28 protein-coding genes are annotated in these 26,684 nt (G+C 70.8%); 10 read left to right on the top strand and 18 right to left on the bottom strand.

The genetic code is table 11. From position 1 onward, the window contains the following. Positions 1-50 precede the first annotated feature (50 nt). From CGL27_RS25205 to CGL27_RS25195, 3 genes are all read right to left on the bottom strand, one after another. On the bottom strand, positions 51-317 hold the full coding sequence (locus CGL27_RS25205; protein WP_159037816.1) for a hypothetical protein: 267 nt from the start codon (positions 315-317) through the stop codon (positions 51-53). Further along, a complete protein-coding gene (locus CGL27_RS25200) occupies positions 314-739 on the bottom strand; it encodes a hypothetical protein (protein ID WP_119990191.1) in 426 nt (141 codons plus the stop codon). Before CGL27_RS25200 ends, CGL27_RS25205 begins: the two co-directional genes overlap by 4 nt. A gap of 199 nt (positions 740-938) precedes the next feature. Beyond that, positions 939-1,658, bottom strand: a complete 720-nt coding sequence (locus CGL27_RS25195) for a response regulator transcription factor (protein WP_119990189.1) — start codon at positions 1,656-1,658, stop codon at positions 939-941. Between the two features lie 297 nt (positions 1,659-1,955). Here CGL27_RS25195 and CGL27_RS25185 point away from each other — a divergent pair, with 297 nt between their 5' ends. The 5 genes from CGL27_RS25185 to CGL27_RS25165 all read left to right on the top strand — a co-directional run bounded on the left by CGL27_RS25185 (position 1,956) and on the right by CGL27_RS25165 (position 6,680). Then, entirely contained in the window at positions 1,956-3,320 is a 1,365-nt protein-coding gene (locus tag CGL27_RS25185) for an aldehyde dehydrogenase family protein (RefSeq protein ID WP_119994537.1), read from the top strand. 128 nt (positions 3,321-3,448) lie between these two features. After that, a complete protein-coding gene (locus CGL27_RS25180; protein WP_119990187.1) occupies positions 3,449-4,549 on the top strand; it encodes an AMP-binding protein in 1,101 nt (366 codons plus the stop codon). 185 nt (positions 4,550-4,734) lie between these two features. Then, positions 4,735-5,205, top strand: coding sequence for a hypothetical protein (locus tag CGL27_RS25175; protein WP_162953066.1), 471 nt, complete (start codon positions 4,735-4,737; stop codon positions 5,203-5,205). 96 nt (positions 5,206-5,301) lie between these two features. After that, the gene (locus CGL27_RS25170; protein ID WP_119990183.1) at positions 5,302-5,970 is read left to right on the top strand and encodes a DUF3105 domain-containing protein; all 669 of its coding nucleotides are present in this window, start codon (positions 5,302-5,304) and stop codon (positions 5,968-5,970) included. After that, on the top strand, positions 5,967-6,680 hold the full coding sequence (locus tag CGL27_RS25165; protein ID WP_119990181.1) for a DUF305 domain-containing protein: 714 nt from the start codon (positions 5,967-5,969) through the stop codon (positions 6,678-6,680). The genes CGL27_RS25170 and CGL27_RS25165 overlap by 4 nt, the downstream gene beginning before the upstream one ends. Before the next feature lie 36 nt (positions 6,681-6,716). On the opposite strand, the gene CGL27_RS25160 is transcribed toward CGL27_RS25165, so the two are convergent. From CGL27_RS25160 to CGL27_RS25130, 7 genes are all read right to left on the bottom strand, one after another. After that, on the bottom strand, positions 6,717-7,310 hold the full coding sequence (locus CGL27_RS25160) for a TetR-like C-terminal domain-containing protein (protein ID WP_240450626.1): 594 nt from the start codon (positions 7,308-7,310) through the stop codon (positions 6,717-6,719). A gap of 348 nt (positions 7,311-7,658) precedes the next feature. After that, positions 7,659-7,991 carry a hypothetical protein gene (locus tag CGL27_RS25155; RefSeq protein ID WP_119990177.1) on the bottom strand — a complete coding sequence of 111 codons (333 nt, stop codon included), beginning with the start codon at positions 7,989-7,991 and terminating at the stop codon, positions 7,659-7,661. 256 nt (positions 7,992-8,247) lie between these two features. Further along, a complete protein-coding gene (locus tag CGL27_RS25150) occupies positions 8,248-8,658 on the bottom strand; it encodes a GNAT family N-acetyltransferase (protein ID WP_119994536.1) in 411 nt (136 codons plus the stop codon). Between the two features lie 56 nt (positions 8,659-8,714). Beyond that, complete coding sequence (locus CGL27_RS25145) at positions 8,715-9,644, bottom strand: protein kinase (RefSeq protein ID WP_119990175.1); 930 nt, start codon at positions 9,642-9,644, stop codon at positions 8,715-8,717. Next, positions 9,634-10,248 carry a hypothetical protein gene (locus tag CGL27_RS50195; protein ID WP_162953065.1) on the bottom strand — a complete coding sequence of 205 codons (615 nt, stop codon included), beginning with the start codon at positions 10,246-10,248 and terminating at the stop codon, positions 9,634-9,636. Before CGL27_RS50195 ends, CGL27_RS25145 begins: the two co-directional genes overlap by 11 nt. 65 nt (positions 10,249-10,313) lie before the next feature. Beyond that, positions 10,314-10,760 carry a hypothetical protein gene (locus tag CGL27_RS25140; RefSeq protein ID WP_119990173.1) on the bottom strand — a complete coding sequence of 149 codons (447 nt, stop codon included), beginning with the start codon at positions 10,758-10,760 and terminating at the stop codon, positions 10,314-10,316. A 478-nt stretch (positions 10,761-11,238) separates the two neighbouring features. Then, positions 11,239-11,583, bottom strand: a complete 345-nt coding sequence (locus CGL27_RS25130; protein WP_119990168.1) for a hypothetical protein — start codon at positions 11,581-11,583, stop codon at positions 11,239-11,241. A 282-nt stretch (positions 11,584-11,865) separates the two neighbouring features. Here CGL27_RS25130 and CGL27_RS25125 point away from each other — a divergent pair, with 282 nt between their 5' ends. Together CGL27_RS25125 and CGL27_RS25120 are read left to right on the top strand one after the other, a co-directional pair. After that, positions 11,866-12,609, top strand: coding sequence for a helix-turn-helix transcriptional regulator (locus tag CGL27_RS25125; RefSeq protein WP_119990166.1), 744 nt, complete (start codon positions 11,866-11,868; stop codon positions 12,607-12,609). Positions 12,610-12,612: 3 nt separating this feature from the next. Then, positions 12,613-13,083 (top strand): NUDIX domain-containing protein, encoded by a 471-nt coding sequence (locus CGL27_RS25120; RefSeq protein WP_119990164.1) that lies wholly within the window; start codon positions 12,613-12,615, stop codon positions 13,081-13,083. A gap of 75 nt (positions 13,084-13,158) precedes the next feature. Here the strand turns inward: CGL27_RS25120 and CGL27_RS25115 are convergent, their stop codons facing one another. The 6 genes from CGL27_RS25115 to CGL27_RS25090 form a co-directional block, all read right to left on the bottom strand. Then, positions 13,159-14,493: a cytochrome P450 gene (locus CGL27_RS25115; RefSeq protein ID WP_119990162.1), complete on the bottom strand. Its 1,335-nt coding sequence runs from the start codon at positions 14,491-14,493 to the stop codon at positions 13,159-13,161. Further along, complete coding sequence (locus tag CGL27_RS25110; RefSeq protein ID WP_119990160.1) at positions 14,490-15,101, bottom strand: ATP/GTP-binding protein; 612 nt, start codon at positions 15,099-15,101, stop codon at positions 14,490-14,492. The genes CGL27_RS25115 and CGL27_RS25110 overlap by 4 nt, the downstream gene beginning before the upstream one ends. A 13-nt stretch (positions 15,102-15,114) precedes the next feature. After that, complete coding sequence (locus tag CGL27_RS25105; protein ID WP_078642513.1) at positions 15,115-15,474, bottom strand: DUF742 domain-containing protein; 360 nt, start codon at positions 15,472-15,474, stop codon at positions 15,115-15,117. After that, entirely contained in the window at positions 15,471-15,899 is a 429-nt protein-coding gene (locus CGL27_RS25100) for a roadblock/LC7 domain-containing protein (protein ID WP_078642512.1), read from the bottom strand. The genes CGL27_RS25105 and CGL27_RS25100 overlap by 4 nt, the downstream gene beginning before the upstream one ends. A gap of 14 nt (positions 15,900-15,913) precedes the next feature. Then, a complete protein-coding gene (locus tag CGL27_RS25095; RefSeq protein ID WP_119990158.1) occupies positions 15,914-17,515 on the bottom strand; it encodes an ATP-binding protein in 1,602 nt (533 codons plus the stop codon). A gap of 246 nt (positions 17,516-17,761) precedes the next feature. Continuing rightward, positions 17,762-20,476, bottom strand: coding sequence for a SpoIIE family protein phosphatase (locus tag CGL27_RS25090; RefSeq protein WP_240450625.1), 2,715 nt, complete (start codon positions 20,474-20,476; stop codon positions 17,762-17,764). Positions 20,477-20,765: 289 nt separating this feature from the next. On the opposite strand from CGL27_RS25090, the gene CGL27_RS25085 reads away from it, so the two are divergent. Together CGL27_RS25085 and CGL27_RS25080 are read left to right on the top strand one after the other, a co-directional pair. Next, the gene (locus CGL27_RS25085; protein WP_119990154.1) at positions 20,766-21,224 is read left to right on the top strand and encodes a hypothetical protein; all 459 of its coding nucleotides are present in this window, start codon (positions 20,766-20,768) and stop codon (positions 21,222-21,224) included. Positions 21,225-21,272: 48 nt separating this feature from the next. Continuing rightward, positions 21,273-22,811: an ATP-dependent DNA ligase gene (locus tag CGL27_RS25080; protein WP_119990152.1), complete on the top strand. Its 1,539-nt coding sequence runs from the start codon at positions 21,273-21,275 to the stop codon at positions 22,809-22,811. A 111-nt stretch (positions 22,812-22,922) separates the two neighbouring features. Here CGL27_RS25080 and CGL27_RS25075 read toward each other — a convergent pair whose 3' ends face one another. Next, positions 22,923-24,128: an alginate lyase family protein gene (locus CGL27_RS25075; RefSeq protein WP_119990151.1), complete on the bottom strand. Its 1,206-nt coding sequence runs from the start codon at positions 24,126-24,128 to the stop codon at positions 22,923-22,925. Between the two features lie 157 nt (positions 24,129-24,285). Here CGL27_RS25075 and CGL27_RS25070 point away from each other — a divergent pair, with 157 nt between their 5' ends. Beyond that, a complete protein-coding gene (locus tag CGL27_RS25070) occupies positions 24,286-25,350 on the top strand; it encodes an endonuclease/exonuclease/phosphatase family protein (protein WP_119994535.1) in 1,065 nt (354 codons plus the stop codon). Positions 25,351-25,427: 77 nt separating this feature from the next. On the opposite strand, the gene CGL27_RS25065 is transcribed toward CGL27_RS25070, so the two are convergent. Next, positions 25,428-26,477, bottom strand: a complete 1,050-nt coding sequence (locus CGL27_RS25065; protein WP_240450624.1) for a LysR family transcriptional regulator — start codon at positions 26,475-26,477, stop codon at positions 25,428-25,430. Positions 26,478-26,684: the final 207 nt, after the last annotated feature.

Raw genomic sequence — 26,684 nt, 5'->3', positions numbered from 1 at the left:
CAGTCGTCGTTCGCCGTCAGGTGTCGCTCGGGGTCAGTCGTCGCTCGGGGTCAGTCGTCGCTCGCGGCGTCGGAGTCCGCCTTGTCGGCCGCCGACTCGGCGTCGTCCACCAGCTTGTTCAGCTCGTCCAGCTCGGAGGTGGACGGAGCCGGTGCGGTGGCCGACGGGGCGGACGACGACCCCGATGAGCCGTCCGAGCCGTCCGCGTCGTCCGAACCGCCCTTGCCGCCACCGCAGCCGGTGGCCAGCGCGGCACAGAGCACCGCCGTGGCCGCCACGGCCCAGGGGCCGCGCCGCACGGGCCGGCCGCGCCTCATGTGCCGGAACCCTCACCGCGCGAGGCGCACCACGTCTGGACCTTCGACAGGTCCTTCTGGCGCTGCTCGAGCGTGGTCACAAGGGACCTGCGGAAGGTGAGCTTGTGGTTGAGGAAGGTCTCGACCTCGGTGTGGTCCGCCTTCTTCGCCCGCTCGACCCGCTTCGCCAGCCGGGCCACGGACCCCTTGACGGCCGCCTGGCCCTTCAGCCGCTTCAGGGCCCGGTCCAGCCGCTTGTCGATCTTCTTGGAGCGCTTGCACAGCCCCTGGGAGCCGTCCCCCGCCCCCTTGTGCGGCTTCGCGCTCGGGGCGGCGGCCGGTGTCGAGGCCGGGGCGCTGCCGTCCGCCGCCGCGACACCCACCGGACCGAGCAGGGCAGCGGTGGCCACGCAGGCCACGATGACGCTCTTTCCACGGTGCATGGTGCTGTTCCTTCCCTTGGAGCCGGACGGCCCGGGAGGGGCCGGACCGTCCCGGACTAGGGAAAAAGCTAGGAGCCTTCTTTGTGGAAATTCTGTGGGCCGGAACGGCCGGAACATCCGGAACAGCCGGAACAGCCGGAGCGCCCCGAATACACAGAACGCCCCGCGGAACCCGTCGGCGGAGCTGAACAGCCCCCGCTCACGGGACTGTTGGACCGCCCTCCGGTGGTCCGGACGGTCGCAGGACGAAGCCCACGCCGCGTACCGTGTGCAGCATCCGGGGCCGGCCGCCCGCCTCCAGCTTGCGGCGCAGATAGCTGACGAAGGTGTCCACGGCGTCCGTCCGCACCTCGAAGTCATAGCCCCAGACGCGGTCCAGGAGCTGATCGCGGGTGAGCACGATCCCGGCGTTGCGGGCGAACATGTCCAGCAGCTCGAACTCGCGCCGGGTGAGCCGCAGCGGCGTCCCGTCCAGCCACGCCTCCCGGGCCTCCGGCGCCATCTCCAGCGCGCCCGCCCGCACCCGGTCGGTGGCGGCGGGCGGACGGCGGCGCAGCAGGGCGTGCAGCCGCAGCACCAACTCCTGGAGCGCGAACGGTTTGACGAGATAGTCGTCGCCCCCGGCCTGCAGCCCGGCCACCCGGTCGGACACCTCGTCGAGGGCCGAGAGCATCAGGACGGGGACGTCATTGCCGTCCCCGCGCAGGGCGCGGCACACCTCGATACCGCTGAGGTCGGGCATGGAGATGTCCAGGACCACCACATCGGGGGCGGACTCGCGCACCGCGGCGAGCGCGGCGTGGCCGCCGTCCGCGAGGGTCACGGAGAACCCGTTGAGCCGCAGCCCGCGCTCCAGGGACCGCCGTATGGCCGCGTCGTCGTCGGTCACCAGGACGCGACCGCCACCCGTCTCTCCCATGTCCCTACCACCTCCGGCCGGGCATGGTACGTGGCCCGCGGTGCGCCCGGCCCGGCCCAGGGGGCCGGTATGGCCTTTGGGCCAATTGACTCTGTCCCGCCCGCGCCGTGGGATAAGCGTGGTTCACCCCTTTCCCGCCGCGCCCGCCAAGGGGCCGGTGTGTCCTCCGCCCGCGAAGGAGCCAGCGTGTCCCAGCCCGCCACCACCCCGGACGCCCTGGACGCGCCGGACGCGCCGCATGCCGTGGACACGCCGGACGCGCCGCACGCCCCGGGCTCCCCGGACGCGCCACCCGCCCTGCAGGCCCTGGACGCCCTCGGCCCCAAGGGGCCGTACCGCTCCCGTCACCGCCTCACCATCAGCGATGTCACCGGCACCCCCATGGCCGAACTCTCCCTGGTGCCCCGGCTGTTCGTCACCCGCGCGCTGGCCGCGCTGCGCGCCGCCGCCACCCCGCCGCTGGAGGAGCGGCTGGCCGCGCTGAAGCGGGCGGGGGAGCTGTTCGCCACCGGCACCGTCGCCGGGATGACGGCGGCGGCGTACGAGAGCGCGGTGTGCCGGATGTCGGGCACCCCGCTCGCCAATGTGCGGATCGCCGTGGAGGCGATACGGCTCAGCGCCACCGAGGCGTACCGCAGCGTCCAGGCGGCCCGCCCGGTGGGGGCGGTGGGCGACTGGCGCGATCCGTACGCCCGCGGCGGCACCGCGGTGTGGATCAGGCGCGGCGATGTCTTCGCCGTGCACGCCGCCGGAAACCACCCCGCCGTGCACGCCCTGTGGCTGGAGGCGCTCGCGCTGGGTTACCGGGTGGCCGTACGCCCCTCCCGCCGTGAGCCGCTCACCCCGTACCGGCTGGTCAGCGCCCTGCGCGAGGCGGGCTTCGGGACGGATCAGGTGGTGCTGCTGCCCACCGACCACGACGCGGCCGGGGAGATCCTGCACGGTGCGGATCTGTCCATGGTCTACGGCGGCCAGGAGGTCATCGACCGCTACGCCGCCGATCCGGCCGTGCTGCCCAACGGCCCCGGCCGCTCCAAGATCCTGCTCACCGCCGACCGGGAGTGGCGCGACCACCTCGATGTGGTCGTCGACTCGATCGCCCGCCATGGCGGCACCGCGTGCGTCAACGCCACCGCCGTGCTCGTCGAGGACGACCCGGCGCCGGTCGCCGAGGCGCTGGCGGAACGGCTCGCCGCGCTCCCCAGCCTGCCGCCGCAGGACGAGAAGGCGGTATTGCCGGTCCATCCGCTCGACACCGCCCGCGGCTTCGAGCGCCTTCTGCTCGGCAAGGCCGGGGGCGCCCGGGCGTGGCTGGGCGGCGACGGAGTGGTGGACGACCTCGGCGACGGCAGCGCCGCCCTGCGTCCCGCCGTCTTCCAGCTCGACGATCCGCTGGACCCGCGGCTGGGCATGGAGCTGTCGTTCCCCTGCGTCTGGGTGGCCCCCTGGACACGTGCGGCGGGGGTCGCCGCGCTCCGGGACAGCCTGGTCGTCACGGCGATCACCGGGGACGAGGCGCTGCTGGACGCGCTGCTCGCCGAGCCGTCCGTCAAGAACCTCTACATCGGGGACCACCCCACGCACTGGATCGCCCCTGGCATCCCGCACGACGCGTATCTCGGCGAGTTCCTGATGCGTACGAAGGCCGTCATCCGCGGCTGACGGCGCCGCCCGTCCTGATGGCGCCGATCCGGCGTCGCCTGTCCTGACGGCGCCGATCCCGCGCCGCCCATCCTGACGGCGCCGATCCCGCGCCGCCTGTCCCCCACGAGGAGCATGAGGAGCAACCCGTGCCGACAGCTTCCCTTTCCGTGCTCGACGTCCCCTTCGACGAGCGCCCCGACCCCGACGAGTACATCCGCGCCGCCATGGAGTGGCACTTCGGCCCGGACACCGGCTCCCCGTTCTGGCTGCGGACGGCGCGCACGCTGGACTTCGATCCGCGCCGGGACGTCAAGGGCGTCGCCGATCTCGCGCTCTTCCCCAATGTCACCGGGGAGTTGCGCGACGTTCCGGTGCGCGATCTGATTCCCCAGGGCTACGGCGCCGACGCCCGGATCGTCGGTGTCTTCGAAAGCGGCGGCACCACCGGCGCGCCCAAGCGGATCGTGTGTCTGCGCGACTGGCTGGACCGGCTCACCCACGGGCTGAGCGCCGACCTCGACGGGCTCGGCATCCCGCGCGGGGTGGACTGGCTCGCCATCGCGCCCAGCGGCCCCCATATGGTCGGCGAGATGGTCGCGGGCACGGCCGCCCGGCACGGTGGGCTGATGTTCCGCGTCGACATGGATCCGCGGTGGGTGAAGAGGCTGATCTCCGCCGGGAAGGCCGAGGAGACCGACGCCTATGTGAGCCACCTGGTGGAGCAGGCGGCGTACGTCCTGCGCACCCAGGACATCGGGGTGCTGATGACCACCCCGCCGCTGCTGGAGCGGCTGGCCCGGCATGACGACCTGATCGAGCTGATCGGGGAGAAGGTCAAGGGCATCATGTGGGGCGGCGCCCATATGGACGCCGACACCCGCGATCTGCTGCGCACCGAGGTCTTCCCCGGCTGTGCGCTCTACGGCACCTACGGCAACACCATGATCCTCGGCGGCGCCACGGAGCGGCTGGGGCTCGGCCCGGACGAGCCGTGTGTCTTCGATCCGCGCACGCCGTTCGTCACCTTCTCGGTGGTGGACCCGGCGAGCGGGGAGCCGGTGCCGTACGGCGAGCGCGGCCAGGTGGTGATGAACCACGTCAGCAAGTCCGCTCTGCTACCCAACAACCTCGAGCGCGATCTGGCGATCCGCGTCCCGCCGCCCGAGGGCGCGGCCGGGGACTCGGTGGCGGATGTGGGGCCGGTCGCGATGTTCGACGACGAGGTCGTGATCGAGGGCGTCTACTGAGGGGCGGCGGCGCGGCGCGGCTGACGCCGGGGCGGCGCGGCTGACACCAGGGCGGCGCGGCTGACACCGGGCCGCCTAGGGCGGCCGGACGGCACCGCTGATGCCGCGCCCCCACCAGGCATTTGCCCACGTTCCGCCGTGGGCCCATTCAGCCGCGGCAGTCACAGTGGTTACGATCTGGCGCGATGGGCAGAGGGCAGGGCGGAGAGGGCCACATACGGAGGGACGCGGTGCGCGGCACCGTGCCGTCCGTCCTCTGCCGTGCCGTTCTGCTGCTCGCCGCGGCGATATGGGTGGCGCCCTCGTGCGTCCAGCCCGCCGCCGACCACAACGGCCTGTCGACGGGGTGCCCGCGCCGCCAGGCGGACACCGTCGCGTCGGCCGAGCCGCACGAGAAGCCGGTCACCTATCCGTCCCCGGGGCACGGCCCGTCCGACGGCTCCAGCTCCGGCACCGGCTCCGGCTCCGGAAGCGACGACTGTGTCACGGGCCCCCGGGGCGTGGTCCAGGCCCTGGTGCCCACACCCGTACCCCCGCTCTTCCTCGCCGAGGTTCCGCCGCCCGACGGCCACCGGAATCCGGACTCCGTCCGGGCGCCGCCCGACCACCCCGTCCGCGCCCTCGGCCTCCATCAGCTCCAAGTGCTTCGGACCTAGGCCGGCGCCGGTAACCGCGATGCACCGCTCCACCCATCCAGCGTGCGAAGTGCGCGAACTGCGCGAACTTTGAGTACTCCGAGGACAAGGACAGCCATGGGCTCCAAGGGATCGAAGACGAAGGGCACCGCGGCCGACCGCCGCGCGAAGATAGAGGAACTGCGCCGTGCGGAGAAGGCGCGCGAGCGCAGGTTCCGGGCCATCACCATCACCTCCGTCGCGGTGATCGTCGCCGGACTCGCCGTCGGGGGCTACTTCCTCGTCGACGCGAGCAACAAGAAGGACGAGAAGGAGGCCAAGGTCACCTCCGCGGTCGTGAAGACCGGCGAGTTCAAGGGCATGAAGACCTGGAAGAACCTGGGCCGGACGCATGTCCAGGGCACGGTGAAGTACGCGATGTCGCCGCCGGTCGGCGGAAACCACAACCAGGTCTGGCAGAACTGCAACGGCGACGTCTACACCAAGCCGCTGGCGAAGGAGAACGCGGTGCACGCGCTGGAGCACGGCGCGGTGTGGGTGACGTACACCGACAAGGCGCCGAAGGAGGACATCGCCGCCCTCTCGGAGCGGGTGAAGAAGACCCCGTACTCGATGATCAGCCCCTACCAGGAGCAGGACGCGCCGATCGTCCTCAACGCCTGGGGCAACCAGCTGGACATCCAGAAGGCGTCGGACCCGCGGGTGGCCGCCTTCTTCAAGAAGTTCGTCCAGGGCAAGCAGACCCCCGAGCCCGGCGCCTACTGCACCAACGGAAAGACCTCGTGAGCGACGGAACCGCCGTCGGCCGCGCCGCACGCCGGCCGCTGGTGGCGGGGATCGCCGCCGCCCTCGCGCTGGTGACCCTGGTGGCGGTGGCCGTGCTGTGGCTGACGAGCGACCGCTCGGAGGGCACAACCGACACGGGTACGCCGAAGGACACCTCCGCCGAGGCCGGTTTCGCCCGCGACATGTCCGTCCACCACCAGCAGGCGGTGGAGATGTCGTTCATCGTGCGCGACCGCACCAGCGACGACGAGGTGCGGCGGCTGGCGTTCGACATCGCCAGCACGCAGGCCACCCAGAGCGGGATGCTGCAGGGCTGGCTGGACATGTGGGGGCTGGGCAAGACGTCCGAGGACCCGCCCATGACGTGGATGAAGAACGGCATGGACGGTATGGAGGGCATGGACCACGGCTCGATGAAGGGCATGGACGGCGGTGGCGCGTACAAGCCGCACGACGGCTCACTCATGCCGGGCATGGCCACCAACACCCAGCTCGACGAGTTGCGCAAGGCCAAGGGCAAGGCGGCCGAGGTGCTCTACCTGAAGCTGATGACCGCCCATCACAAGGGCGGCGTCGAGATGGCGAAGGGCGCGGTCGAACTGGTCAAGAACCCGACCGAGAAGCATCTGGCCACGACCATGGTCCAGGGCCAGCAGTCGGAGATCCAGCTCATGGCCGACATGCTCAAGGCACGCGGCGCGTCCTCCTGACGCCCCGCCGATGGCGCCCCCGCCCCGGGGGCGCCATCACCCCTCGCGATCCCCCTCGCGATCCCCCTCGCGATCGCCCTCGCGATCGCCCTCGCGTACGAACACCCCCGAGCGGGCGGCCTGATACGTCGTCTCCACGCTGGTGTGCACCAGCCGCTCGTCGATGAACCCGCGCAGAACGAGCACCCGGTAGTAGAGGGGCGCCGCCAGTGCGGCGATGACCTCCCGCGTCTCGGTGCCCTCGGGGATCTCCCCCCGTTCGACCGCCTGCCGCGCGATCAGGGTCACCTCCTCGGTGCGCCGCACGAACGCGGCGCGGACGATCTCCTCGACCCGGGAATCGTGCGCGGCGGCCGCGAGCAGCCCCTGGATGACGTTGCGGTTGCGCAGCGCGTTGTTGAAGTCCGCGATGGCCTGGGCGAGTTGCGTCAGGTCCCGCCGGAAGTCACCGGTGTCCGGGGTCGGCAGCGTCGCACTGTGCTCGGCCAGCAGATCGACGACGACCCCCTCCACCGTGCGCCAGCGCCGCCGGATGGTCGACACATGCACCCCCGACCGCCGGGCGAGCCGGTCAAGGGTGAGCGCGGCGAACGAGTCGCGGTCGAGCTCCTCGTACGCGGCCGCCAACACGGCGGCACGAGTCCGGGCCGTACGCCCCCCGGGGCGAGCAGACCCATGCGGTGGTCGCTCTGTCATGACGCGCCGACTCTACGGCCCCTCCACCTTCGTGAGCACCAGATCTTCACGACATCCGGGCGCCCTACGCCCGGTAACCCATTGCACGGCGTACACGCCCCTCGCTATTGTGACACCCGTTACCTAATGCGCGCGACAGCGCATTAGGCCAACAGGGCGCAGGTTTGCCGGACCTTCCTCACGAGGGGAAGGAAGGTCCAGCACGCCCCCTTCTAACGCGCTTCCGCTCCCCCGCGCTTACCGCTCCCGCTCGACACCAACAGCGCGGCAGGATCACCCCAATCAGCCCTGGTCCAAACGCTCGCCGAGCCTCGCTGACCGCCGCTCGGAGCCCTTGGTGTGCCACCACTCGAAGAGGCGGATGCGGAGCGACATGGCCACCGCCTGTACGAGTTCCTCCGGCGGGCTGCCGTCGAAGATCCGGTGCTCGGAACTGTCACAGTCCAGACGGACTCTCCAATGCCCGTCCGAGGCGATCAGTTCGACCGCCACCGTGAACCCCCGCCCCTGGTCGATGACCTCAAGCCCGAGGACTTCAAGACGGACCGAGCCGTCCTCAAGCCGCCCCGTCAAATACCGGGCGAGGAGGCCACGGACACCTTCGACAGATGGCACGGATTCCTTCTCCTAACAGGCAAGCGAGGTCAGCGATGCGGGCTTGTAAGCAGTGATGATCCCCTGCGGCTTGATTCGGGGGTCGGCTCCATAGGGATCCGGGTTGGTCACCACCCGGAACAGGATCCTCGGCGGACACGGGATCACTCGCCGCTCGTGGACACGAGCCGTGGCAACGCTTTGGGCCGTGCGTGGGCCACGTCCGGCGCTACCCTGCGCCCGGCTCCGCTCGAGGATCGCTCGCCGGCCCCCAAGCTCACGTCGTCGGCGTCATCCACACCATATGGACGTCGTTCACGGTGTTGAAGCCGAGTTGTTCGTACAGCGCGTGCCCTTCGGCAGACGCACGGAGCTGTACGTGTGAGCAATCGTGTTCGGCGAGCCACTGCAAGAGGGCGATCAGGCAGGCTCGGCCGTGGCCGCGACGCCGGTGCGAGGGGTCGGTGATCACGGAGTACACGTGTCCGACGTTGGCGGCGGTGGATCGAGGACTGGGGAGGCGTCTTGTGTATTCGCCAACGGCACAGGACAGCAGTGGGCCAGAGCCGGGGACACCGATCACGAACGCTGCGAACGACGGATCATGCTCCAGACGCTCGGCGAAGGCACCCAGGCACCTTCGCGCCCAGGTGTCGTCCGAGGGCGCCGGCCCCAGGCTGGTGAACATGACGTGCCGCAGCCGTACGAGCTCTCGTGCGTCGGTGCTGGTGGCACGCCGAACCTTCACGGGGCCATTCCGTCGACGAGGGCTGCCAGTTCGCCGGATGTGGGGCGCTTGTGCGGATCCGGACGCAGACAGGCCATCAGGGCCTCTTCGAACGCCGGGAAAGGCCACGGCCGCACCAAGGCGAGATCACGTGTAAGTCCCTCGGCGATATCCCGCAGCTTCCGCTCTCGCGGACCGTTCGGCTCGTGATAGGGCACGGGCCGCTGCCCGGTCCAGCACCAGAACAGCGACGCGCCCAGCGCCCATACATCGGACGCCGCTGCGACGGGGATGTGCTCGGACTCGGAGGTGTCCAGCACGGCCTGGGCGATTTCCGGGGCCGTGGTGTGGGTGAGAGCCCCCCGGTACGGCACGCGGTCGGTCTCCAGATCGGGCCGACCGGGGGTCACAGGACCGCACGCCAACGCATAGTCGATCAGCGTTGCCGTTCCGTCCTCGGTGACCAGCGTGTTGGTGGGCTGGATGTCGGCATGGGTCCAGCCAACGGCGTGGAGGGCCGCTCCGGCACTCGCCATCGACCGGGCACATGTGGTGAGGAGGAGGCGAGTGCGTGGGCTGCCATCATGCCGAGCCGGGGCGAGGGCGTTCCACATGGGGGCGCCCGGAGCCCAGGTCACGGCCAGCCAACGGCCCGCCTCCCAGTGCCCGGCCGCGACCAGGTAGCCGGAGGGGACGGCGGCCAGGCGATCGAGTTCGGCGATGACACGCGCCTCCCGATCGAGCTCGGCACATTTGTCGCGCTCCGCGTGGCCGCCTTCGGCATTGGCCTTCAGCGCGTACTGGCCGTTGGCAGCCACTACCTGCCATGCCCTCGACCCGCGCCGGTCCGAAACCCTCCGGGCCCCGGTGATCTGTTCACCACGCTCGGCCAGGTACGCGGCCAGGGCTCTTACCGGAGCCGCCCACAGCGCTCTCTCATCGGTCATGGAGTACCTCTCCTTCAAGCTGATGAGCCGCCCAGGACCGCACTCGCGACCATGTCACATCAAGATCCCCGCTCAGCCCGTCGGCCACGGCGAAGACGTCCCGGCCATCGTCGTGGGCCTGCGCGACGACGGCGGCCAGACGCGGCGTGCGGGATAAAAGTCGGGCGTCCACGGCGGGCACCGCGGCACGCACTGCGAGCAGTGGAAGCGGTGGCGGGACCACAGGCCGTCCCATGCGGTCGGTTGCCGTCTGCTCTGGCCAGAACTTGCCCGCCACGACGCCCACCGGGCCGTAGGCGGCTTTGAGAACCCAGTGCGGCCAGGTCAGCACACGTTCGCCAAGGTGCGGGGCGAGCTCGAGTGCGATCGCGGCGCACGCCAGTCGGGCACCTGCCGCTCGGCGCGTCCGTACGTCCTCGGCGGCTTCCACAGCGACGGCGAACACCTTTGACGCAATGGTCTCCAGGTCGGTGCCCGGAGTCGGCCGGTAGCGCATCCACCGGGTCTGCCCGGTCCGCGTCGCCGGGGACAGATACGGGCAGTTCGCTGTCACCGCATCCGTGTATGGGCCGAGGCCCACCGCCGCGGCATCGCCGACGCTCACCTGGCCGAGTAGAGGAGGTGAGAGCAGGGCCCTGGCGGATTGGGTCCGCCGAGGGCCTGCTGGCGTCATGGCCATCGTACGGGCGTGGTCCGAGTCGGTGTCGCAACCTCGTCGTCACCCTCGCCACCGCTCGGCACCGGCGAGCAGTCCCAGTCGGTGACCACGATGCCGGTGCGTTCGTACCGGCTGAGGGTGTCCCTGTCGATCCGGCCCGATGCGTCGGCGAACCACACCGGGGGCAGGGCGCCAAAACGGACGGTGTATTCGGCGACCCAGTCCACGCGACCCGCCCCCTTGACCGGCGCGTGGCCGATGGGAATGCCCGCGTAACGGAGGCAGAACGCGGCTATGGCACCCGAGTCGGCTGCCAGGTGGTGCCAGGCGGCATCGATGCGGGCGGAGAACATCGGCATCACACGGTCATCACCGCGTGACTGGCGTTCGGCGTAGAGAGTGAGGAACTTGCCGAGCTCGTCGAGTTCGGTACCGACAGGGCTGGTTGGTACATCCATGACGTTCCCTTTCTTGTCGGAGACGGGGGAGCAGGTTCAACGTCGCGCCGCCTCTCTCGGGGCGGCGCCGCATATACGAGGTGCAGGCTGCGTGTGGCCGTCGCCAAGGGCGGCAGCATCGTCCCCTGGTTCGCTGAGTCGCGGAGGTGGTCCAGCGTTGGTTCTGCGGTAGTTGTGCGTGCGGCCCACCCAGGCTGGGCCGGGCCTCAGTACCGCTGTCGGCCTCCGGGGTAGCGGACCGGTTCACGGCACTCCGGTGCGTCCGCAGGAGCGGGCTCAGCGCCCAGCGCATAACACAGAGCCGCGTGCAGTTGCTCCGCCTCGGCCACCGTCAGTATCAGCGAGGCAAGTGCGACGTGCTGCCCGGAGCGGACGACCTGAAGCGGCAGTGCCAGGTGTCCGTCCCGCGAGTGGCGCAGACCGCGACCCGGGACAGGCCCGACCTGCCACTCCTCTGCCCCAACGGATTGGGATCGGCTCATTCGCACGCTCCCCTCGCAAGCTTCGGGCCGTCTTCCGGGCCGTCCTGCGGCTCACCGTCGGCAACAGGCAGCCGCCCGCCCCGACTCTCGGCGACCAGTAGCGCATCACTCAGCGCCTGGCACAGGCACTTGGCGAGAAACCGCAGTTCCCGCTTACCGGCCTTGTGGTCGACCAGCATCTCGCCTGCATGACCAAGGAGTTGGTCACCTGCGTTGAGCTGCGCTGCCTCCATCTCATCGGCGAGCCTCGACAGCCGGCTCTTGCTGTTGTCATCCGTCACCAGATAGCAGCGCTTCCCGGCCGAGTTCGGCCACGGCAGCAGACGGGGCCGCGTGCTCACGGGGCCACCGCCTTCACGCCGAGCCCGACAGCCTCACGCCGGGGATCAGGCAGCGACAGCTCTAACAGCCATTCCACGAATCGAGCAGTAGCCTTCCGCACGTTGACGCCCCTTCACAGCGTTGACCACGCTCCCGGGCCGCCCACAGCGGTCGCGGGAGTCTTCTTCCGGATCATCGCGCTGTGACCAGGACGTAGGAACCTCTCCTAAACCCCACTTCGGGACGTCCCGCGTCGGGTAAAACGTCCCTAGTGCAGTCCCGACTTGTGGGGAGAGACTCAGGTGCCGAACGAGAGGCTACGCGCCGCAATGGCAGCCGGAGGCTGGACGTACGCCACCCTCGCGGGAAAGGTCGAGGTAGACCCCAAGTCCGTTGAAAGGTGGGTCAACCTCAACCGTACGCCGCGACGCAGCACGGCCATCCTGGCAGCGGAGACGTTAGGAGAAGACGTGCATGCCCTATGGCCAGCGCTCCGTCAAGCGCGCCCCGCCCGCGCGGTCAGCCCCGAGCTCGTGGCGCTCTACGAGCAGCGTGCGGACATCCCGGTATCCGCGTTCGTGGAGATGCTGACGCAGGCCCGCGAACGGATTGACGTGCTCGTGTACGCCGCTGTCTTCCTGCACGAGGCATATCCTCGCCTCAACGACCTTCTACGGGAGCGAGCCGCCGAAGGCTGTGCCGTACGTATCGCGGTCGGCGACGCCGACAGCCCCAACGTCCAGCAGCGGGGCCAGGAAGAGAAGTTCGGCCACGGCATCGAATCCCGCTGTCGGCTCGCTCTCCTGCACTACCGCGCCCTCATCGGCACCCCGGGCGTCGAGGTGCGGACTCACGGAACGACTCTCTACAACTCGCTCTATCGTGCGGATGATCAAGCCATGGTCAACGCCCACGTCTGGGGCGTGAACGCGTACGGAGCTCCCGTCTGGCACCTGCGCCGACACCGCGAGGGCAGCATGTTCGACACCTACGCCCAGAGCTTCGACGCCGTATGGACGACGGCGACGCCGGTACAGGGAGTGTGACTCGTGGCGCGGACCGAGTACTACGACGATCCGAAGGCACCCAAGCCGAACACCTTGGTTGTGGCCGCGTCCGCTGTCGTCACCGACGAAAGCGGATCCATCCTGCTCCAGCGCCGCCGAGACAATGATCTATGGGCACTGCCCGGCGGCGGCATGGAGATGGCTGACTCCCTACCGGGAGCGGCAGTCCGCGAGGTCAAGGAAGAGACCGGACTCGACGTAGAGATCACCGGACTCGTCGGCACGTACACCGACCCGCGCCATGTCATCGCCTACACGGACGGCGAGGTCCGCCGACAGTTCAATGTCTGCTTCACCGCCCGCATTGTCGGCGGCCAGCTCGCGATCTCCGACGAGTCCACGGAACTTCGCTTCGTCCCGCCCGAGGAACTTGCCGAGTTGTCCATGCACCACACACAGCGGCTCCGACTCCGCCACTTCCTGCAACACCGCGACCGGCCGTATCTCGGCTGACCCATGAATAACCAGGTCTCCTGGTTGTCCGGGTCCTCCGGTGATGCGCGACGCACCGCCGGGGACGGCGAAGGGTCAGTGCAGGTGGGCCGGGGTGAATCGGACCGGGAGGGCGGCCACGCCGCGCATCATCAGGGTGACCCGCCATTCGAGGTCGTCCGGGGCGACGGACAGGGTGACGTCCGGGAGGCGGTCGAGCAGGACCTCGACCGCGGCGCCGGCGATGACCTGGGCGATCTCACGGGCGGCCGGGGGGCAGCCGTGCTTGCCGTGGCTGAAGGCCATATGGGCCTGGTTGCCGCCCGCGCCGGAGTGGAAGTCCGGGCGTACGTCGGGGTCGGCGTTGGCCGCGGCGAGGCCCAGCATCAGGCAGTCGCCCTTTCTGATGCGGCGTCCGCCGAGCATGGTGTCCTCGGCGGCCCAGCGGCCGATCCAGAACGGGACCGGGGTGTCCTCCCACAGCACCTCGTTGAGCGCCTGGCCGACACTGCGCCGGCCGCCGGAGAGGGTGATGGCGAACCGTTCGTCCGTCAGCATCAGCCGGAGGGCGTTGCCGATCAGGTCGCTGGTGGGCTGCTGGACGGCGTAGACGCTGCCGAGCAGGTCGTTGACGATCTCGTCGTCGGTGAGCCCGGCCGGGTGGGACACCAGATGGGCGGCGACGTTGGCCTGGTCGGGGTTCTCCCGGACGCGCTTGATCAGCGCCTCCGTCCTGGTCTGCATATTCCGCAGCGCGAGGGGGGCGTCGGGTCCGGTGAGGTGGAGCGAATCGTCCTGGATGGCGGCGGATTCGGTGTCGTCCAGTCCGTACAGCCGGGTCACCACCCGCAGCGGGATCTGGCTGGCGTACTCGGCCACCAGATCGGCCCGGCCGCTGCCCGCGAAGGTGTCGATCAGCCGGTCGGCGACGCGCTCGCACTGCGCGCGCAGTTCGAACTGGTCCACCGACGCCAGGCCGTCCCAGATCGCCTCGGCCCGCCGCTGGTGCTCGGCGCCCTCGCTGAAGAGCATGGTCGGGCGGTAGCCGACGAAGGTCATCAACTCCCAGTCGGGCGGCACCAGATGCCAGGAGTGCCAGCGGCGGGAGTCGCGGGCGAACAGCCGGGCATCGGTGGTGACCCGGACCACCTCGCGGTAGCCGAGCACGGCCCAGACGGGGATCTTGCCGTCCAGCAGGACGGGCACGACCGGGCCGTGGTCCCGGCGCAGCTCCCGGTAGAGGTCCAGCGGCTCGTCCCGGAACCGCTGGTAGTCCAGCGGCAGCGACCCGGTGGGCACCACCCCGTCGGGCGGCGCGGGGGCGGACCGGAAGACGGGCTCGGGCGGGTCCTCGGACGAGTCCTCCGACAGGTCCTCGGGCAGGTCCTCCGACGGGTCCTCGAACGAGGGCGTGGGGTCAGGGGTGGTCACGCGGTGCCCTCCCCGGCGGCGCCGTTGGTGGAAAGGGAGTAGAGGTAGCGGGCGAGCGCGACCAGTACGGCCTTGCTGGAGTCGCGCTTACGGGCGTCGCAGTCGATCATCGGCACCTCGGGCGGGAGGTCGAGGGCCTCCCGCACCTCCTCCAGCGAGTGCTGCGGCTCGGTGAAGTTGTTGCGGGCCACGATGAACGGTGTGCCGTGGTGTTCCAGCCGGTCCAGCGCGTACCAGGAGTCGGAGAGGCGGTTGGTGTCCACCAGGACGACCGCGCCCAGGGTCCCGGAGAAGAGCCGGTCCCACAGGAACCAGAACCGCTCCTGGCCCGGGGCGCCGAACAGATAGAGCACCATCTGCTCGTCCAGGCTGATCCGGCCGAAGTCGAAGGCCACCGTGGTGGTGGTCTTGTGCCGCACGAACGAGGCGTCGTCGATGCCGACGCCCGCCTGCGTCATCGTCTCCTCGGTGCTCAGCGGGCGGATCTCGCTGACCGACCGCACCATCGTCGTCTTGCCGACGCCGAACCCGCCCACGATCACGATCTTGAGACCGTTGCTCGCGCTCTCCCGCAGCGGAGCGTGTCCGGTGCTGCCGGGGAGCGCCATGCTGACGGTGTCGTCAGAGATTCTGGAGTGCAACGAGCACCTTCTTCAGGGTTTCGGGCCCGGGCAGCCGGCCGCCGGGGCGGGCCGCCTGCGGATGGCGCGCGGTGATCCGGCCGGTGTCCAGCAGATCGCACAGCAGGATCTTGACCACGCTGACGGGCAGTTCCAGATACGAGGAGATCTCCACGACCGACAGGGGGCGGCGGCACATCCGCAGGATCCGGACGTGCTCGGACTGCATCCCGGGGGTGGGGTCGCTTTCGCTGACGATCAGCGTGACCATGTCGAACCGGCTCTCGTCCGCCCGGCTGCGGCCGCCGGTGACGGTGTACAGCCGGTCCGGCCCCTCCTTGTCCAGCGGCCCTCGGATCATGCCTTCGCCCCGCCGCCGCTGTCGCCCGCGGCCGCCCTCGGGGCGGCCCGCAGATGGTCGCCGATCTGCTCGACCAGCTCGTTCATGTTGTGGCCGATGATGCCGACATCGGCGTCGTCATGGGCCACCACGGCGAGATGGGCGCCTTCGCCGGCCTCGACGATGAACAGAATTCCCCCGTGGAACTCCGTCATCGACTGCCGTACGCCGCCGCTGCCGTCGCCGAACTCGATGGACGCGCCATGGGCGAGGCTCTGGATGCCCGACGCGATGGCCGCCAGCTGATCGGCCTGGTCCACGGACAACCCGGAGGAGAGGCACAGTTTGAGCCCGTCCCGCGACAGCACCAGCGCGTGGCGTGACCCCGGGGTCTTCTCCAGCAGGTTCTCCAACAGCCAGTCCAAGCTGCGGTCGGTGGTGTTCATCGGCGTTCCTTCTGTCACGGCTTGTCGTTCTCGGCAGGCTCGGCGGACTCGGCGGATACGGCAGGCTCGGCGGACTCGGCGGACTCGTTGTGCTCTGCGGATACCGAAGGCTCGGTGTCACACGGGGCACCGGTGGCGGAACCACCGCGGGCCGCCTGGCGGAAGGCGCCGAAGCGGGCTCCGGCTTCCTCGGGTCGTGGACGGCTGGTCTTGGCCTTGGGTTCCGCCTCGGCCGCCTGGGCGGCCGCCCGGGTGGCGGCGGCCAGCGTCTCGCCACGGCGCCGCTTGGGCAGTCCGTTGACGGGCCGTGGGGGCTGCGCCGCGGGCTCCGGCGCGGTGGGCTCCGGCGCGGACGACGGCGAAGGGGACGGCGAGGTGGCGGGTGCGGGGGCCGCCGCGGCGGGGGCCGCGGTGGTGGTGGCCGTGGACGCGACGGCCTGGGCGGACGCCTGCCGGGGGACCCCGGAGCGGACGGAGCCCGGTGCGTCGAGGACGACGGCGTCCTGGTTGACGTGCGTGATCAACTGCTGCGGGATCAGGACGACCACACCGGTGCCGCCCCGCGCGGACGGCCGGAAGGAGACGGTGAGCCCGTGCTTACGGGCCAGACAGCCGACGACGGCCAGGCCCAGCCGGGTGCCGGACAGGCTCATCAGGTCCAGGCTCTCGGAGGAGACGGACTTCTGGGCGCGGTCCAGGGCGGCCGGGCCCATCACGAGTCCGCCGTCCTCGATGGTCACCACGACGCCCGCGTGCGTCTCCTCGACGTACACATGCACCTCCTCGGTGGGAGGCGAGAAGCTGGCGGCGTTGTCCATCAGTTCGGCGAGGGCGTGCATGACGCCCTCGGCCGCGTAACCGGCCACCGCGGCGTTGCTGGCCGAGTGGACCCGTACCCGCTGGAAGGCGCTGATCCGGCCGATCGCGCCGCGCAGCACGGACTCCATGACGATCGGCTTGGTCCAGCGGCGCCCGGAGCGCGCACCGGTCAGCACCGCGATACTGTCCGCGATCCGGCCCGCCTGGGCGGTGGTGTGGTCCAGCTTCAGCAGATCGCCGAGGACGGTCTCGTCGTGGCGGTTCTCCATCTCCCGCAGATCGGCCAGCATGCTGGTGGCCAGCGCCTGGACACGGCCCGCGGCGTTGGCGCACGCGGCCATCGCGGAGGCGCGCATCCGCTCACCGTCGCCGATCTCGCGCAGCAACGCCCGCAATAGCTGCTGATGGGCCCTGCTGGTGGGGCGCTCCATGCGGGTGATCACGGTTTCCGCCGAGCCGCCCTCGCGCAGTCTCCGCACCGCGGACGGAATCGTTTCCTCGGCGAGCCGGGTGGCCTCGATCTCCTTGGCGGCGGCCGCGGTCTCCAGCTCTGTGACCCGCTCCTGGAGACGGCCGATGGTCCGCGAGCGGTTGGTGGCGACCGCGAGCGCCACCCCCAGCAGCACGGCGGCCACTCCGCAGAAGACGGCGACGGAGGCGCGCTGGGCGGAGGGCACGGCGGTGGTCACCCACAGTCCCGCTCCACCCGCGACGACGGCTGCCAGCAGGGGGACGGTCAGGGCCCCACGTGTCACCGAGGGCCCTTTGTGCGGATGGCTGGATATGTGTGCTGACATCTATCAGGTCCTCATGGGCGCGTTGAGGGTTTTTGGCTGGACCACGCGGACATCAAGCCGTGGGCGCCACATGTTAGTAGAGTCACGTCACTTTGACCGGTCCCGCTCATCACATGGAGCATGACGGTCCGTCAAATCGGAGCGTCGAGAAGCGTCACCTTCCGGACGCATATGCCGCTGCCATCGCTCGCAAGCGTTGCCGACCCGGAAACGTCACGGATCCGGAAGCGTCCCGCCCCCGAAGCTTCACGGAATCGCCAGCTCGGCCCAGATGACCTTGCCGTTCGAGGTGTAGCGGGTGCCCCAGCGCTCGGCGAACTGGGCGACCAGGAAGAGCCCCCGGCCGCCCTCGTCCGTCGTCGCCGCGTACCGCAGATGCGGGGAGGTGCTGCTGGTGTCGGAGACCTCGCAGATCAGGGCCTTGTCGCGGAGCAACTGCACCCGGATCGGGCCGGTGGCGTAGCGGATCGCGTTGGTGATCAGTTCGCTGAGCACCAACTCGGCGGTGAACGCCCCCTCGTCCAGCCCCCACTCCGCCAGCTTCCGCATCACCTCGGCGCGCACCCCGGCCACGGCGGCGGGGTCGGACGGCACGTCCCAGGAGGCCACCCGGTCGCCGCCCACGACCCGGGTACGGGCGGCGATCAGGGCGATGTCATCGCTCGGGTTGCTGGGCAGCAGCGCGTCCAGCACCTCGGTGCAGATCTCGTCGGGCGTCCGGCCGGGGTGGGACAGGGCGTCGCGCAGCATCTCAAGGCCGGTGTCGATCTCCCGGCGGCGGTCCTCGATGAGCCCGTCGGTATAGAGGACGAGATGGCTGCCCTCGGCCAGTTCCACCTCGGCGGTCTCGAACGGCAGCCCGCCCAGGCCCAGCGGGGGCCCGGCCGGGAGATCGAGGAACTCCACGGAGCCGTCCGGACGCACCAGCGCGGGCGGCGGATGACCGGCCCGCGCCATCGTGCACCGCCGCGTCACCGGATCGTAGATCGCGTACAGACACGTCGCCCCCGTGATCCCCTCGCTCCCACCGCCGTCACTGTCGAGTCCGCCAGGGCCCTCGTCCTGGTCGATCCGGGCGATCAGATCGTCGAGGTGCGACAGGATCTCGTCGGGCGGGAGATCGAGCGTGGAGAAGTTGTGCACCGCCGTCCGCAACCGCCCCATCGTCGCCGCCGCGTGCAGGCCATGCCCGACGACATCGCCCACCACCAGCGCCACCCGCGCCCCCGGCAACGGGATGACGTCGAACCAGTCGCCCCCGACCCCCGACTCGGCCGGCAGATAGCGGAAGGCCACATCCAGCGCGTTCTGCTCGGGCAGGGCGCGGGGCAGCAGGCTGTGCTGCAGGGTCACCGCCATGGTGTGCTCGCGGGTGTAGCGCCGGGCGTTGTCGATACAGACCGCGGCGTGCGCGGCGAGCTCCTCGGCGAGGGACACCTCCTCCTCTTCGAAGGGCTCGCGCTGCTTCATCCGCCAGAAGTTGACCACGCCCAGCAGCACGCCCCGGGCCCGCAGCGGCACGGTGACCAGGGACCGGATGCCGTATTCGATGACCTTGGCGGTCTGCTCGGGGTCCTGCGCCTGCCAGCCGGTGGCCTCGGTGAGATCGTCCTCGACGACCGGCTCACCCTCGCTCAGCCCGAACGCCTGGGGGGAGGTCGGGACGAACGAGAACACCCGGCCGACCGGATAGAAGGGGTGGCCCTGGCCGGGCCGGATCCCGTGGACCGCCTCCCGGCGCATCTCGACACCGCCGACCGCCAGCGGCTCATCGCCGCGCGCCACGGGCTCGGCCAGGTCGACCGTGACGAAGTCGGCGAAGCGGTCCACCGCCACCTGTGCCAGCTCCTCGGCGGTCCGGGCCACATCGAGGGTGGTGCCGATCTCCACGCTCGCGTCGTACAGCAGCTTGAGCCGCTTCTGGGCCACGTCGGCACGGCCGGAGAGGGCGCGCAGTTCGGTGGAGTCGCGCAGCGTGGCGACGCTGCCGGGCGGGCCGCCGTCGCGGTCGGTCAGCCGGTTGTTGATGGCCAGCAGCCGGTCGCCGGCCACCAGCACCTCGTCGGTGACATCGCGCCCGGAGGCCAGGACGTCGGCGACATGGGGATCCAGGCCCAGATCGTCGACCAGCCGCCCCTCCGGCCGCGGCGGCAGATCGAGCAGCCGGGACGCCTCGTCGTTGGCGAGCACCAGCCGCCCGTCGCCGCCGACGATCAGCACGCCCTCGCGCACCGAGTGCAGCACCGCGTCATGGTGCTCGTACATCCGCGTCATCTCGATCGGGTCCAGGCCGCGGGTCTGCCGCCGCAGCCGTCTGCTCACCAGGGCGGTGCCGCCGGTGGCGAGGACGAGAGAGGCGGAGACGGCGCCGACGAGCAGCGGGAGCTGGCGGTTGGCGAGCCCGCTCACCTTCCGGATCGTGATCCCCGCGCCCACCAGGCCGACGACCTTGTGATGGCTGTCGAAGATGGGCGCCACCGCATCCATCGCCTCGCCCAGTGTGCCAGGGCCGGTATCGACGGTGGTGTGCCCGCGCAGCGCCGGCTCGATGTTGCCGACGTAGTGCTTGCCGATCCGGTTGAGCTTGGGGTGGGTGAGCCGGATGCCCTTGTCGGTCGTCACCACAACGAAGTCGAGCCCGGACTTCTTCCTGACAGCCTCGGCCTTCGGCTGGAGCACCTTGGTCGGGTTGCGGGCGTGCAGGGCCTGCACGATGCCGGGGGAGTTGGCGAATGCCTCGGCGACCGCGACGGACCGGCCGCGGGCCTCGTCGGTGGCGTCGTGCCGCACCTGGAGCACCAGGGCGATGGTCGCCGCCGCGCCGAGCAGCAGCACGATCACGAGTTGGAGGACGAAGACCTGGCCGGCGACGCTGCGGACGCTCAGCCACGATCGAAAGCGCCGGCCCGCCACCTCCGGGCGCTCCCGGCGCCGACTCCGTGGGCGCCGACCGGGGATCATGCGGGCAGCCCACGATCGACCCATAAACCGGGCCATACACATACATCTACACCGGGAAATCCTGGAAGGCGAATCTCCGCTTCCGTCGGCTGGCACGAAACGACAAGGCACATACGGTACGCGACTTTCCGTGCCGGACCGATCACGGAACGCTGTGGCGGGGCGTATTCACGGTGGCGAGGTGCCGAAGCCGGGCGTCTATGCAAATCTGAGAAAAAGGGCAATTCACCCTTATTGCCGTCAATGGGCGCCGACTCGGCACCTATTGCGCCTGACGAAGGAGCCCGACATGGCCAGTCACGCCGGTGGAGTTCAGACAGGGGCCGCCCCGGGCCACGCGCACCGGGCGGTGAGCGGATGGCTCGTCTTCGCGGCGGTCATGATGATCTTCAGTGGGCTGATGAACCTACTCCAGGGCATCTCGGCCATCCGGACCGACCGGGTGTTCCTGGTCACGCAGAGCTATATCTTCCAGTTCGACCTCGCCGGATGGGGATGGGTCCACTTCGGCGTCGGCATCGCCCTCCTGCTCGCCGGGTTCGCGGTGTTCACCGGTGCGATGTGGGCCCGGGTCGCGGGGGTGGCGCTGGCCGGGCTCGCGCTGGTCGCCAACTTCCTGTGGCTGCCGTACTACCCGGTCTGGGCCACCGTGCTGCTCATCGTCGACGCCCTCGTCATCTGGTCGCTGTGCGCCGGGCCGGGCCGCAGCGGCGCGGAAGGACGCGGCGAGGCGGGACGTACCGCCTGAGAGCCGGGGTACCTGGCTTCCCGGCGGGGTGCGGGGCAGGCTGGAGCCATGCTGCTGGCTGATGTCGCGCTGACCTCCCGCCAGGTCGCGGCCACCTCCGCCCGCTCGGAGAAGATCGCCGCGCTGGCCCGGCTGTTCCGGCGTACGGAACCGGCCGAGGCGGCCGTGGTGATCACCTACCTCGCGGGCAAACTGCCCCAGCGCCGGACCGGAGTGGGCTGGTCCACCCTGCGCCACCGGCGGGAACCCGCCGCCGGGCCGACGCTCGCGGTGCTCGATGTGGACGAGGCCCTCACCCGGGTCGCGGCGGTCTCCGGCACCGGCGCGACGGCGGCCCGCAAGCGGCTGGTGGGCGAGCTGCTGGCCGCCGCGACCAAGGAGGAGCAGGGCTTTCTGCTCGGGCTGATCGGCGGGGAGCTGCGGCAGGGGGCGCTGGAAGGGCTGGCCGTGGAGGGGCTCGCCGAGGCGGTGGGCGCACCGGCCGCCGGGGTGCGGCGGGCGGTGATGGTCGGCGGTTCGCTGGGCATCGTCGCCGAGGCGCTGCTGGCGCGCGGCCCGGAGGCGCTGGCCGACTTCCGGCTCGAGGTGGGGCGGCCGGTGCTGCCGATGCTCGCGCAGAGCGCCAAGGACCTGGATGAGGCCATGGACCGGCTGGGACCGTGCGCGGTCGAGGAGAAGCTGGACGGGATCCGGGTCCAGGTGCACCGCGACGGCGAGGACGTACGGATCTACACCCGCACCCTCGACGAGATCACCGACCGGCTCCCGGAGGTCGTCACGGCGGCGCGGGAACTGGCGGTGGACCGGGCGATCCTCGACGGTGAGGTGATCCTGCTGGACGCCGAGGGGCGGCCACGGCCGTTCCAGGAGACCTCCGCCCGGGTCGGCTCCCGGCTCGATGTGGCCGGGGCGTCGGCCGCGCTGCCGCTGTCCCCCGTCTTCTTCGATCTGCTCGTCGTGGACGACCGCGATCTCCTCGACCTCACGGCCCACGAGCGCCATGCCGAACTCGCCCGGATCGCCCCCGGGCCCCGGCGGGTGCGGCGGCTGGTGGCCGACGACCCGACGGATCCGGAAACCCGGCGGGCGGCACGGGAGTTCGCCGCCGACGTGCTGGCCCGGGGGCATGAGGGGGTGCTGGTCAAGGCGCTGAAGGCGCCGTACGGCGCGGGCCGGCGCGGGGCGTCCTGGCTGAAGGTCAAACCGGTGCACACGCTGGATCTGGTGGTGCTGGCGGCGGAGTGGGGACACGGCCGCCGCACCGGGAAACTGTCCAACCTCCACCTGGGCGCGCGAGCGGCGGACGGCACGTATCTGATGCTGGGCAAGACCTTCAAGGGGCTCACCGACGCGATGCTGGAGTGGCAGACACAGGCACTGCTGGGCATCGCGGTCAGCGACGACGGCTGGGTGGTGCGGGTGCGCCCGGAGCTGGTGGTGGAGGTGGCCTTCGACGGGCTGCAGCGCTCGTCCCGCTATCCGGCGGGCGTCACGCTGCGGTTCGCGCGGGTGCTGCGCTACCGGGAGGACAAGCCGGCGGATCAGGCGGACACGGTCGAGGCGGTGCTGGCGCTGCGCGGCGAATGACCGGCCGGGGCCGGGAGAGCGCGAGATCTCGGGCGGTCCGGGGGCCAGGACCGCGAGACCACGAGACCCCGGGCCGCCAGGCGGTCCGGGGTCGGGCGGGATCGGGAGCGATCAGGAGGGGTTCTCCGCGTGGGTCAGGGTCTCCCAGCCCAGGAAGAGGCTGTTGGTGCCCGCCGGGCGCTGCTGCTCGGTGAGCTTCTGGGTGTTGGCCATGGCGATGCCGAGGCGGGTGTGCAGGGCGTTGTAGCCGACCTCGGTGATCGGGCCGAGGCCCCGCTTGACGCTGCCGCCGCACAGCCAGGACGGCACGCCCTCGCCGAGTTCGTACTTCGACTGGAAGCCCAGCGCCTGCCGCAGCCGCTCGCCCACCTCGGGGTAGAGGTCCTGGCCCTGGATGCGGCTGGTCTCGGCGACATGCGCGATGGAGGCGATGCCGTATCCGGTGTGAGTGAAGTCGCGGCAGGTCTCCTGGGTGAGGCCGGTGACGAAGGTCGTCTGGCCCTGCCAGTACTTGACGATCTTGTCGCGGGTGTCCAGGCCGCTGCCGGGCGCGGTCCTGGGCAGGGAGCCGTCGGACTGCAGGTAGATATATGCGGGGACGCGGCCGCGGAACTTCGCGACGGCCTTGTCGTAGCCGGCCCGGTCGTCGAGGAAGACGGAGATGCCGGTGGCGGCCTCCATCATCACCAGTTCCCAGTTGCCGTTGGAGTTCGAGCCGCCGATGACCTTCGGGAGGTAGACGTTCCGCAGCATCGTGGAGAAGCGGCTGATGGAGGCGTCCGACCAGCCGTCATAGGTGTAGCGGATGATCTCGGCCGCCCGGGGCCAGGAGGATCCGGCCCAGCCGGTCTGCAGCGGGGCGTTGCTGTTGGTGTGGTCCTTGATGGTGGCCGACCAGGCGTCCATGATCTGGATCGCCTTCTCGGCGTAGCGGCTGTCGCGGGTGATGTACCAGGCCAGCGAGAGCGAGTAGGCGGCGAGCGCGTCCTGGCGCTCATCGGTGCAGCCGAGGTTGGGGTCGGAGTACGGACCGCATTCGACGACCGCCCGCGGCTTGGGGGTGCGCGACAGCGAGGCGTACGGGCTCGACAGCATCGCGTCGTACGCGCCCTTCCAGGGCTGCGCGCCGGCGTTCACCTTGGAGCGGACGAAGTCGAGCTGGGCCTGGCTGACCAGAACGCCGGGGTGGGTGAAGGCCGCGGCCTTGGGTTCGGCGGACCGCTTGGTCTGCCCGGCCGTGGCCGGGCCGCTGAGGACGCCCGCGAACAGCGCGGCCAGCGCTGCGGCGAGGGCGAGATACAGGGCTCTGGTGCGCATGGGGGCGGCTCCTGACGGTGGGGTTCGCGTATGTGAACGACGGATGCCGACATGAACTCCTGCGATGCTCCGGGAAGTTAGCTCATGAACACGTCAAGGTCTAGACCTGCGGGGCGTAGGAGAGAATGTGCGCCCCGCCCCGATCGAGAGGCCCAGCGTGGAGACGACAGTCGCGGAGGACCAAGGCACAGGCCCCGGCGCCCCGCGCGGCGCCCGGGGCACCTGGGGCGCGGTCGCCCGGCTGCTCCGGCTCCCCGGCGGACGGGCCCGGCGGACGGCGGCCTGGTCCGCGATGGTGCCGCTGGCCCTGGTCAGCGTGGTGGTGCTGTGCCGGGCCGCGGACATCGACGGCATCACCCCCATACCGCAGCTACTGGCCTTTCTGCCCTGGCTGCTGGTCCCGGCGGCGCTCGGGCTGCTGCTCGGCACGGCCGCCCGCTGGCCGCTGGGGTGCGGCTGGGCGCTGGCGGCGGCCGCGGCCACCGGGTGGTTCATCCAGCCGTACGACGGCGGCACCCCGCCCGAGCCGCACGGACCGGTCCTCGCCCGGCTGCGGGTGATGACCGCGAACCTCGAGTTCGGCCAGGCCAGGGACGGGCTGCTGACCGCGCTGCGCCGGGAGCGGCCCGACCTGGTCGCGGTGCAGGAGTGCGACACGGAGTGCGCCGAGGCGCTGGACTCGGCCGCCGTCCGCGCGGCCTACCCGTACCGGAGCATCGCCCTCGGCGACAGCCCCGCCGCGGGCTCGGCGATCCTGAGCCGCCACCCGCTGACCCGCGCGGAGGGGGTGCGCGGGACGCTGCGGATGCCGGGGGCGGTCGTCCGGATCGCCGGGCAGCGGCTGCGGCTGCAGGTCGCGCATCCCATGCCGCCGATGCCGGGCCAGTTGGACGTCTGGCGCACCGAGCTGGGGCGGCTGCGGGCCTACGCCGCCGGGCGGGGCGAGGAACCCACCCTGATCGCGGGCGACTTCAACGCCACCCAGGACCATGCCGCCTTCCGGTCCGTCCTGGACACCGGGCTGCGGGACAGCGCACGGGCCACCGGGGTCTCCCGCACGCCGAGCTGGCCGAGCGCCACGGCCCCGGTGCTGGGGGCGCAGATCGACCATGTGCTGGCCAGCCGGGCACTGCGGCCGCGCACGGCCCGCTTCCTGGAGCTGCCGCACACCGACCACCGCGCGCTGCTGGTGGAGCTGGACCTGTACGGACCGCAAGGCTGACCGGCGGCTCAGCTCTCTCTCGGGTCGCGGCTCAGCCCTCGCTCGGGTCGCGGCTCAGCCCTCGCCCGGGTCGCGGCTCAGCTCTCGCTCGGGTTGTAGGAGTTGGCCAGCTCGAACGGATCGGGCTCCAGGCCCGCCGTGGGCCAGCGCTGCTCCCGCTGCCAGCGCGCGTTCTCCTGGGCGAGCGCGTCCCAGAGCAGATTGAGCGGATGGGCCGCGTCATAGGACGCGCGCTCACCGCGCCGGGTGAAGGCGCCCAGCAGCACCTCCAGCCGGGGCCCGGTGTCATTGACCAGCTCGACCGCGCGCAGCCCGCGTCCGTACGCCACCCGCGGATCGCCCGCCGCGTCCGCGACCCCCTTGGTGACCAGCATGCAGCCGCGCAGCAGACCGGAGCGCAGCAGCTCGAAACCGTAGTTGACGGTGTCGATCTCGGCGGCGATGCGCAGCTTGTTGCGGTAGTCGCCGCCGAACCAGGTGTGCAGCACCCCGGCCATCAGCCCGCTGGCCGAGACCACCAGCGGCAGGGAGCGCAGCGCGCTGCTCGGGGCGGTGGGGCCGGGCAGCTCGGCCTCGGACAGATTGGTCAGCAGCGAGACCCCGCTGCGGCGCCACTCCATCACATCGAAGGCGGCGAGTTCATCGTCGCCCTCGGGCCGGGTCACCACGGAGCCGCACACCAGGTCGACATCCTTGGCGCGCAGCTTGGCCAGTACGTCCCGGGTGCGCACATGGCCGACCTTGAGGTCGATGGCGCGCTGCCGGAACTCCTCGGACACCCGCTCCCCGGCGCCCGCCAGATAGCTGAGGGTAAATCGCGTGGTGCCCACCACCAGGGTTTTTCCCAGGCGGCGCCGTGACTCATGGATGCCGTCCAGCCACTCGCCGAGAGTTCCGCGCGCCAATTCGACCAGGGCTTCTCCGGTGCCGGTGAACAGCACGTCCTTGCCACGCCCCTGCTTGAGTATGAGGGGTTCGCCGCAAAGCTCGCGAAAGTTCCGGTTCATGGTGTCGATCTGCTTTTGCACGCTGGACTGTTCGCGGCCAAGAATCCGTGCGGCGCCCAGTGCGGTACCGGCCTCATGGACCATGATCAAGGTGCGCAACTGGTCCATCGTGGTGTCCATGAGCGCGAGTGGACTCTGCGCCCAACGGCCACGCCGATCCGTCGTCGGTGGTCCGAGCGACCCGGGTCTCACCATGAATTCCCCCCGCTTTTCAACTTCTGCCGTTTTCCTGACTCCAGAGTTTAGTCAGCTGTCCACCCGGATATCCGGGTCCGATATGAGCGAGAGCAACCCCGCTTTTCCGGACTCCTTACGCGCGCGCCCCCC

The sequence above is a fragment of the Streptomyces sp. 11-1-2 genome (genome assembly GCF_003595545.1).
In the GTDB taxonomy this organism is placed as follows: Bacteria; Actinomycetota; Actinomycetes; order Streptomycetales; family Streptomycetaceae; genus Streptomyces; species Streptomyces hygroscopicus_B.
The sequence above is the reverse complement of the archived record's forward strand: the minus strand, read 5'-3'. Positions and strand labels throughout refer to the sequence as shown.

What these genes read in the sequence shown, in the direction of transcription:
- CGL27_RS25205 (WP_159037816.1), bottom strand. Translation starts at nt 317, where the DNA reads ATGAGGCGCGGCCGGCCCGTGCGGCGCGGCCCCTGGGCCGTGGCGGCC.
- CGL27_RS25200 (WP_119990191.1), bottom strand. Translation starts at nt 739, where the DNA reads ATGCACCGTGGAAAGAGCGTCATCGTGGCCTGCGTGGCCACCGCTGCC.
- CGL27_RS25195 (WP_119990189.1), bottom strand. Translation starts at nt 1,658, where the DNA reads ATGGGAGAGACGGGTGGCGGTCGCGTCCTGGTGACCGACGACGACGCG.
- CGL27_RS25175 (WP_162953066.1), top strand. Translation starts at nt 4,735, where the DNA reads ATGGGCAGAGGGCAGGGCGGAGAGGGCCACATACGGAGGGACGCGGTG.
- CGL27_RS25170 (WP_119990183.1), top strand. Translation starts at nt 5,302, where the DNA reads ATGGGCTCCAAGGGATCGAAGACGAAGGGCACCGCGGCCGACCGCCGC.
- CGL27_RS25150 (WP_119994536.1), bottom strand. Translation starts at nt 8,658, where the DNA reads ATGTTCACCAGCCTGGGGCCGGCGCCCTCGGACGACACCTGGGCGCGA.
- CGL27_RS25145 (WP_119990175.1), bottom strand. Translation starts at nt 9,644, where the DNA reads ATGACCGATGAGAGAGCGCTGTGGGCGGCTCCGGTAAGAGCCCTGGCC.
- CGL27_RS25140 (WP_119990173.1), bottom strand. Translation starts at nt 10,760, where the DNA reads ATGGATGTACCAACCAGCCCTGTCGGTACCGAACTCGACGAGCTCGGC.
- CGL27_RS25110 (WP_119990160.1), bottom strand. Translation starts at nt 15,101, where the DNA reads ATGGCGCTCCCCGGCAGCACCGGACACGCTCCGCTGCGGGAGAGCGCG.
- CGL27_RS25105 (WP_078642513.1), bottom strand. Translation starts at nt 15,474, where the DNA reads ATGATCCGAGGGCCGCTGGACAAGGAGGGGCCGGACCGGCTGTACACC.
- CGL27_RS25100 (WP_078642512.1), bottom strand. Translation starts at nt 15,899, where the DNA reads ATGAACACCACCGACCGCAGCTTGGACTGGCTGTTGGAGAACCTGCTG.
- CGL27_RS25095 (WP_119990158.1), bottom strand. Translation starts at nt 17,515, where the DNA reads ATGTCAGCACACATATCCAGCCATCCGCACAAAGGGCCCTCGGTGACA.
- CGL27_RS25090 (WP_240450625.1), bottom strand. Translation starts at nt 20,476, where the DNA reads ATGATCCCCGGTCGGCGCCCACGGAGTCGGCGCCGGGAGCGCCCGGAG.
- CGL27_RS25085 (WP_119990154.1), top strand. Translation starts at nt 20,766, where the DNA reads ATGGCCAGTCACGCCGGTGGAGTTCAGACAGGGGCCGCCCCGGGCCAC.
- CGL27_RS25080 (WP_119990152.1), top strand. Translation starts at nt 21,273, where the DNA reads ATGCTGCTGGCTGATGTCGCGCTGACCTCCCGCCAGGTCGCGGCCACC.
- CGL27_RS25075 (WP_119990151.1), bottom strand. Translation starts at nt 24,128, where the DNA reads ATGCGCACCAGAGCCCTGTATCTCGCCCTCGCCGCAGCGCTGGCCGCG.
- CGL27_RS25065 (WP_240450624.1), bottom strand. Translation starts at nt 26,477, where the DNA reads ATGGACACCACGATGGACCAGTTGCGCACCTTGATCATGGTCCATGAG.